The 8,047-nt window shown below is 69.5% G+C and carries 5 protein-coding genes and 1 pseudogene; 3 read left to right on the forward strand and 3 right to left on the reverse strand.

Going from position 1 to position 8,047, the window contains the following annotated elements; all coding sequences use genetic code 11:
- From Asi02nite_RS40390 to Asi02nite_RS40400, 3 genes and pseudogenes are all read right to left on the reverse strand, one after another.
- Positions 1-881: hypothetical protein (locus tag Asi02nite_RS40390; RefSeq protein ID WP_203719339.1), on the reverse strand; the 881-nt coding region annotated here is incomplete at its 3' end.
- Positions 874-1,370, reverse strand: a pseudogene (locus Asi02nite_RS40395) (RNA polymerase sigma factor). The gene Asi02nite_RS40390 and the pseudogene Asi02nite_RS40395, both read right to left, overlap by 8 nt.
- A 59-nt stretch (positions 1,371-1,429) precedes the next feature.
- Positions 1,430-2,095, reverse strand: coding sequence for a cytidylate kinase family protein (locus Asi02nite_RS40400; RefSeq protein ID WP_203719340.1), 666 nt, complete (start codon positions 2,093-2,095; stop codon positions 1,430-1,432).
- A gap of 310 nt (positions 2,096-2,405) precedes the next feature.
- Here Asi02nite_RS40400 and Asi02nite_RS40405 point away from each other — a divergent pair, with 310 nt between their 5' ends.
- From Asi02nite_RS40405 to Asi02nite_RS40415, 3 genes are all read left to right on the forward strand, one after another.
- Positions 2,406-5,387, forward strand: coding sequence for a tetratricopeptide repeat protein (locus Asi02nite_RS40405; protein ID WP_203719341.1), 2,982 nt, complete (start codon positions 2,406-2,408; stop codon positions 5,385-5,387).
- A 333-nt stretch (positions 5,388-5,720) separates the two neighbouring features.
- On the forward strand, positions 5,721-6,344 hold the full coding sequence (locus Asi02nite_RS40410; protein WP_203719342.1) for a helix-turn-helix transcriptional regulator: 624 nt from the start codon (positions 5,721-5,723) through the stop codon (positions 6,342-6,344).
- 29 nt (positions 6,345-6,373) lie between these two features.
- On the forward strand, positions 6,374-8,047 hold a 1,674-nt coding region (locus Asi02nite_RS40415; RefSeq protein WP_203719343.1), incomplete at its 3' end, for a P-loop NTPase fold protein.

Below are 8,047 nucleotides of genomic sequence, written 5' to 3' on the forward strand. Positions count from 1 at the left end.
CCCCGCCACTCCTCGATCGTCTCCACGGCGCGGCGGGCGAAGATCGGGACGTCGGCGGGCTCGCTCGGTGAGCGTTCCCAGCCGTCGACCATCACCACCGTGACGACGTCGCCGACCCGGATGACGACCGCGCGGACGTCCCATTCCGTCGGACCGTTGGTGTCCGCCGGCGCCCTGACCTCCTCCAGCACCTGGATCGACTCGTCCCCGTAGCGTGGCGCCGCCTCGGCCCTGATCGTGACGGTCAGGCCGCCGGACGTCCGGGTGCGGCAGCTGTCCACGTCGTCGCGTACGCGCCGCATCAGGTCGGCCGCGCCACCCGGACGGTAGGCGATGATCGTCTGGGTGACGGTGCCGCGCAGGGTGGAGCCGGCGGGGTCGTCCGGCCCTCGGTAGGGCGTCTCGAACGAGCGGCGGGCGGTCGCCGCCGGGTCATCGCGCAGGGGGTCGTCGCACAGGGCCGGCACCTCCAGCCCGGCGCCCGTCGGAGACCGGGACAGGCCGTCCGCGCGCATGTCGCTTGGCAGGTCCAGGAACGCCCGCTCGGGGATCGACCTGACCACGGGCCGGGCCGGTGGGGATGTCGGCCGCGCGGGCGGGGTGGTGGGCGTGGCCGTGGCCTTTGTCGGCGCCGATGTCGTCGGGGCGCTCGGGCTCGAGGTCGGCTGCGGCGGTGGGGCGGGTGGCGTGGCCGCCGGGCTCGACACCAGGACCGCGCCGCCGCCCGCGGTCATCGCCGCGACGGCGGCTCCCGCCAGGACCGAGACCCGGCGCCGGGACCGCCGGTCCGCGGCCCGCCGCAGGTCGCCCGCGCTCGGCAGCCCGCCGCCGTCCACCTCGGACGCCAACGCCGCGTAGCGGCTCTTCAGGTCGTCACGCACGCCGCACCTCCAGTTCGGTTGCCGCGGTGCCCGCGTCGAGGTGGGCCGCGAGACGCTCGCGTCCCCGCGCGAGCCAGGACTTCACCGTGCCGGTCGGGGCACCGGTCTCCGCCGCGATCTCCTCGATCGACAGGTCGTACAGATAGTGCAGGGCCAGCGCCCTGCGGAGGTTGACGGGCAGCGCCCGCAACGCCCCGTGTTCTCGCCGGGTGGTGGCATCGGTGGTGGTGCGCCGGTGCGGCGCAGCACCGCCGCGAGGCCGCCGAGGCGGCGCCAGCGGTCGGTGGCCAGCCGGCTCACCACGAGCCGCACCCACGCCTCCGGCGCCGGGTGGGCGGCGACGGTCTCCCACCGCCGCCAGGCTCGGGCGTACGCCTCCTGGACCGCGTCCTGCGCCTCCGCGGCGTCACCGACCACGGCGACCGCGTAGCGCAATGTCCGGCCGGACGTCGTCCGGTAGAACTCGTCGAAACTCTCTGCGTCCCGCACGGACCGCTCCTCCCCGCTTCGTACTTCTCTTACGCGGGCCCGGTGCGCCAGGTTGCGGTTCAGTGTGCGCGGCTCTCCCAGGTGGGCCGCCGGGGGTCGTCGTTGTGCACGACGACGTGCGCGCGTTCGGCCGGGCGGACCCGGTCGACGTAGAGCTGTTGGGCGGGGAGGTAGCGCTGCCGCCAGCGCCGCTCGACGTCGGCCCGGGACGCCACGGCGCGCTCGCGGACGACGGCCCGGTCGACGGTCTTCTCGAGGGCGGTCGAGACGAAGACGCGCAGGTCCCAGTGGTCGACGAGTTCGGGGCGCAGGAGAAAGACCCCGTCGAAGACCAGCACGGCGTCTTCTGGCGCGGTCGCGACGGCCGGCGAGGCCACGGCGTCGGCGGCGCGGTCGTAGACGGCGTGCCGGTAGTGGCGGTCGCCGCCGGGACCGAGGGGATCGAGCAGGATCCGCTTGAGCGCGGCGTGGTCGTGGGTGTCGAGGTAGCAGCCCTCGGCGGAGAACTCGCCGCGGGCGTAGCGCCGGGCACGCGGGAACAGGAAGTCGTCGACCGTCGCCCGGATGACGTGCCGACCGCGGGCGCGCAGCACGACGGCGACCTCGTCGGCGAGCGTGGTCTTACCGACGGCGGGCGCCCCGTCGACAGCGACCCGCGTGGGGTGCCCGACGGCGACGGACCCGACGACCTCGGCCAGGCGGTCGACGACCGCATCTCGATCCATGCCCCCACCTTGTCGCAGCGGCGCGCTCAACGCCTCGTGGCGTATCCGTTCGGGCCACACCTCCGGAAACGTCCGTGTCCCTACCAGGTTGAGATTCACCACTGTCCAGCAAGGGGAAGAACACGGTATAGACGGCAAAGGCTTTCCGCTAGGTAGCCAATGACGATCGTGTGTGTCGGCGGCGATCCGGTGTAGAGGGGTCTCGCACGATCGAGGTGGGTGAGTGCGTCAGTGTGGGTTGACCCTGTCAGGCAGTGCCGCGCACACTTACCTGGCAGTTGATGCGCGCGGACGTCGGCAGGAGAGCCGGATGGATCGTGTGGTGCTCTACCTGGCGTATTCACGTGTCGACGGTCTCCCGCTCGCGCGGCGCCTGGCCGATGAGTTTCGGCGCGGCGCGATCCCGCCAGCCTTGATGCCCGACCCAGACCGCGACGGCGTTTCGGACCCCGCCGCCATCGGTGGCTGCGACGCGGTGTCGTTCCTGTTGACCCCGGCGAGTGCTGCCGGAGATACGTCCTGCCGAGAAGAGGCGCGGCGTGCCCAGGAACTCGGCAAGGAGGTCATCGCCGTCCGGCCGGACGAGGCGGTGGCGATAAGGGGTCCGGCGATCACGTTTGGGTTACCGCCGAGTCACTCCGATCGGGCAGAGCTGTGGCGGCGGGTGGCGAACGTGTCCGCGCCGTCGCGGGCGCGCGACGAGTGTCGCCGGGCTCTCGCCGCCTGGGGTGCCCGGCTGGAGGCCGCTCGCGTGCTGGCACCGATCGAGCGCGAGATCGCCGAACACGAGCGCCGGGCGTCGGACCCTGACAACCCGTTTGCGGAGTTCGAGATGCAGGCCGAGGCCGATCGCGCCCGTCCGGGCTCGCGCGTTCATGCCACGACGGTCCCGACGCGCCGCGGCGGCCTCCACGACCGTGACGAGGTCATCGACGCGATCACGCGCAAATTGGCGGATCCCGGGCTGACGCTGCTAACGCTCCGCGGCGAATCGGGAGTAGGCAAGACGGCCATGGTCGGCGAGCTGCGAATCCGGCTGCAAGCGCTCACCGACGAACCAGTGGCCGTGGTGTACCTGTCGGCGCACGGCAACGCGCCGTTGAGTGCCACAATGGTGCTCCGCGAATTGGCGCTGGTCAGCGACGTCCGCACTCCCGAGGCGCACCTTGTATCGGTCGTTCGCGAGCCGTCGCTCACCTGGGCCGCTGCCTTCGACCGCTTGCTCAAGGCACTTGCCGGCCTTCGCGTGCTCGTGATCCTCGACAACGCCTCCGATCTGTTCGACGAGTCCCGCCGGTTCGTAGACCCGGCGATTCGTGGCATGGTCCGCAACACGCTCGCCCGAGACGACCACAGGCTCCAATGGCTCCTGGTCGACCCGGAGCCACCAGATCTGCGCTCGCTCGCGCGACGTGCCGGCCACATTGACGAGGTGCCTCTCGGCGGCCTGCGCCCGGTCGAGTCGATCCGCTTCCTGCGCGAGTTGGACGGCGACCGCCTCGTCGGCCTGGCGGAGTCCGGTGAGGCGGACCTCGACCGTTTGAGTCAGCTCGCTGCGGGCCGGCCGCGGGCGTTGGAACTGGCCTATGCGGCCCTGCGGGCCGACCCCACGCTGACAGTGCCGCTGCTGTTGCGGGAGATCGAAATGGCGTACGGCGACCCGGTCGCGGTCACGGCGTGCCTGGTCGGGCTCGCAATCGACGGGCTGACTCGGGCTCAACTCCGCGTAGCGCAGGTGCTCGCCGCGTATGGGCACCCCGTGTCGCCCCTTTGGGTCGACGCGGTGCTCTCGGACGTCCTACCCGGCTACCGGAGCGCCGCCACCCTCGACCAGCTCAGCGACATGCGACTCATCCAGCGCTACGGCGACCGGTTCCACTTTCCGCGCGTGCCGAACGAGGCCTCTCCACTAGCGCGCCTGCCGCACGGCCGGCAGCCAGGGCCGAACGAGGTGCTGCTGGCGTCGCCGCTGACCGAGGTGTGGCTGTACGCGCTCGCGGCTCGCTGCTGCGCCCGATACGCCGAGCTGTTTGGCGCGGAACCGGAGTCGGTCGACGATCTCGAGCCAGCTTTGCGGCAGGTTCATCTCCTCGTGCGCGCCGAACTGTACGACGAGGCCGTTAAACGCATGGCCGAGCTCGACCACCATCTGAGTGTCTGGGGGCAGAGCTTCGTCCTGACCCAGGCCCGCACCGCCGTGCAGTCGAAGCTGTCGAGCCCACAGTGGGAGGCGTCGAACCTGTCGATGCTGGCTGCCGCCTACAGCCAGCTCGGGGAACACGATCGCGCCGGCCAGGCCCTGGCCGGGATCCGGGATTGGCTGGATCACTACGACGACGAGCGATCTGACCGGCATCAATTGCGGCTCCGACTACAACTGGCGGGCAATCAATTCGACAGGGGTTACGTCGAAGACGCGACCGAGCAGTACCTCAGCACGATTGCTAGCGCGGACGAGGCCGACCTTGAGGTTCAGGCCCGGACAGGGCTCATGCTCTGCCACAGCGAGCATGGCGAGTTCGCGAACGCACTCCACGAGTACGAGAGAGCCCGGGAAAAGGCAACCGCCTCCGCGACGGTCCGGGCCGAACTGTGCCTGAACGTAGCGTCCACCTTCGCTTACACCGGACGGTTGCTGGAAGCTGAGGCGGCACTCTACGAGGCAGAGCGGCTAGCCGGCACGTCCGACGAAGGGGTCAGGGGGCTTTGCCTGACAGCGCGGGCGACGCTCGCGATCGACCGGGGGGATCACGCCGCAGCGGCGGAGTACGCCCGTGCGGCGCTGGAGATCGGGGCCCGGCGACGTCACGTCTACCTCTCACGCGAAGCCAACAACCGGCTCGCGCTCGCGTGTTTGTGCACAAACGACCTCGACGGCGCCCGGGACGCGGCCGACGACGCGGTCCGCTTCCCGGACAGCCGGAGATCGCTCGGCGCGCTCGCGCTGCGCGGTTTGGTCGCGTTCCGCAGGCATGATCCCATGACGGCCGTATCTGCCCTACGCGCGGCGGCAAGCCAGGCCCATCCTGTGGTTCCGAGGGAGTCCCGGAACTTCGAGCTCTTCGACTGGTACGGCATGGTGCTGTGCCTCCTAGCGCACTATGACGAGGCAGACCTGTCCCTAGCCGAAGACGCGTACCAGCGGGCTCGGAGTGTCACTGAGGAGCCGGTCGCAGTCGCACGGAGCCTGCGGCTGCTCGACCAGGTCGGCTGCGGCCCCGCCGATCCCGGCCTCCTGCGCCAGGCCAAGGCGGCGGCCCAACGCCTTTACCCCTCACGCTGGAAGAGGTAGCTCCCGTCCTCGTCGTGTTGGACCAGCTTCCATCGCGAACCGTCGGGAGCCGTCAGTTCAAGCGGATAGGGTCTAGCCAAACCGGTCTTTTCGGCGTACACCCAAGAAATTCCCTCGCCGCTCGGATCGAGTGGGATGAAGACTCTCGGCGTCTGGCCATCGCGGTTTACCATGCTGCACCGCCATTCGGGAGGCGCTCTGGCCTGTAACGCTAGGTGCCAGATGCCGCCAGTGTCCGTGACGCACGCTGCCGGCAGCGGTGTGCCGGTCCTTGGCATACCCGTGCCATGTCGGCGAAGATCGGCCGTCCGAGCTGCGGGAGAGGAGAGATCGGTGTTCGTGCGCCTGGCGATCGCGGATCCGCTGCCGATCTATCGGCAGGGACTGCGATCGGTGCTCGACGACGACGCGGCGCTCGCACTCGACCTCTTCGACTCGCGCGCGCCGGATGAGCTGCGCGAGTGGGTCCTGCGCGATGAGCGCCGGATCGTTCTCATCACTATAGAGTCGGAGCGTGACTGGGACCTGCTGGCCGAGGTGTCTCAGCTCCGGCCGGAGACCATCCTGGTGGCGGTGCTCTCCGAGTTGTCGGTCGACAATCAGGTGCGTGCTGTCACGGCGGGCGCCGTCGCGGCGATCGGCCGGGCCGCCAGCCCCGAGGAGATCCGTGGCGTCGTCACGGCAGCTGCGAGCGACAGGAGCATACTGCCGGTCGAGGTGATCCGGGCGCTAGTCGCCGCTCGCCGGCAGGGCGCCGGAGCGACCGACGAACCGTCTGACAATGAGCTGGCATGGCTCCGCCAACTTGCGCGCGGTGACACCGTCGTCGAACTCGCACGACATGTGGGTTACTCCGAACGAATGATGTTCCGGCTGCTGCGGGATCTCTACGTGAAGCTTGGTGTCAGGAATCGGGCCGAAGCCTTGCTGCGCGCACGCGATCGCGGTTGGGTCTAGCCCACCTCCCACGGATGCGAGGAGTGCTCGTGGCCACACCAGCCGCTTCCGCGTGCGTCGTCCTGTGCCCAAACGACGAAATCTCCTGGGCGCGCAATTTCACTAATCTGCTCAATGAGGAGGGCGTGCCGGCCCTGATTGAACGGCTGGACAGTACGCCGGAGTGGTCCGATCGGTTCGCTCAGCGGCTCGCCGACGCGCGCGCGATCGTGTTGATCCGCGGGACGAAGGTGCCCGAACCGCTGCTCCATCCGGCACTGGTGCTGCATCGCATCGGCCGAAAGCAGTTGATCACGGTCCTTGTCGGACGCCAGGAGCCGGAGGGCGTCTTCGGCTCCGAGGACGTCTACTTCCCCCGCGACCTCAGTGGCGACGAGTTCCACGCAGCTTTGAGCCGACTCCGGGAGATCCTGCGAGTTCCCCCGCCGCTGCCTCCGCTCGTCGTCCTTCTTGCGCAACGTGACGAGCTCTTTGGCGCGGCTCGTTCGGAACTGGGCGCCGATCGTCCGGTCAGCTACCGCGGGCGCCGCGTTTCGGTGTGTAAGCGTCCTGCGGGCGCGACCGTCGCGATCCTGAGTTCGCATGACGCACCAGCGTTTCTCGACCTGCTCCAGCCTGACTTCGTCGTCGTGCTGGGCCGCGTCAGCCCGGTCCCATCCACGTCCGGCTCCGGTTGGCTGGCTGTCGGGGCCGCGCCTTGGCCGGCCGTCGGCGTCCTTGACACGACCCTGACCGACGCGCTTGGACGTCTCGCCGAGATGCGCCCCGACACCAGGCTGGCGCGGGTCGATCTGCATCCGGCGAACTCGCGATCAGCAGGAGCTGAAGCCGCCCCGATACTGGTCGGGCTGCCCGAGTCGCCGGCGCTGCGCGCGTCCAGAGTCCCTACGGTGGGCGTCGCCGCAGTCGGATACAACGAGTCCCCCGCCGCAGCCGCTACAGCCGCCGCGGCCGCCGCAGTCGCCTTGATCGACCTCCTTCCGTTTCCATTGCGCTCCGAGGTCGAGGCGGCGCTGAAGCTGCTCGGATTCCGAGACCGACCTACTGACGACGACAGACTCGACCGAACACCGCTCGTCAAGGTGCTGGCGACGCTGCTGACCAGTGGTGAGACCGACGATCACCATGACGACCAGCAGGGGCCAACCGTCGTATCCCTGGAAGGACCGTGGGGCTCTGGCAAGAGTTCGATGCTGCGGATGCTGATCAAGTCGATCGTGACAGCGGCGCCGCGTTCGGAGCCGGGCGGGATCACCGACGGACGCCGGTTGACCGTGCGCGCGGCCGCGGCCTACCTTCGTCGGCCGCGGCCGCACGACGACATCAGGGAGGCAGTTACGCCTCTGCCGATTCTTGTCTGGTTCAATCCGTGGTCGTACCAGGAAAGCGAGGAGGTCTGGGCAGGACTCTCGCATCAGGTGCTTACCGCGGTTACCCGCCAACTATGCGCCAAACGCGACCGTGGGCGTCCGTCGGTTCAAAGCCCACTGGACCAAGCGGCAACGGTTGACGATAAGCGTCGAGAGCGTTACTGGTTTACGCGGAACATCCCGCACGTCGACCGGCGGAAACTCGCAATCGACCTGAACCGACGAATCATCTCGCCGATCTTCAAGATCGGCCTGTTCGGCCTGCCCGTCCCGATCCTGGCCCAATTCGTTGCCAAGGAGCGGAACACCGACATCCTCGATGCCGTCCCCTGG

Source organism: Asanoa siamensis, assembly GCF_016862555.1.
GTDB classification, from domain to species: Bacteria; Actinomycetota; Actinomycetes; order Mycobacteriales; family Micromonosporaceae; genus Asanoa; species Asanoa siamensis.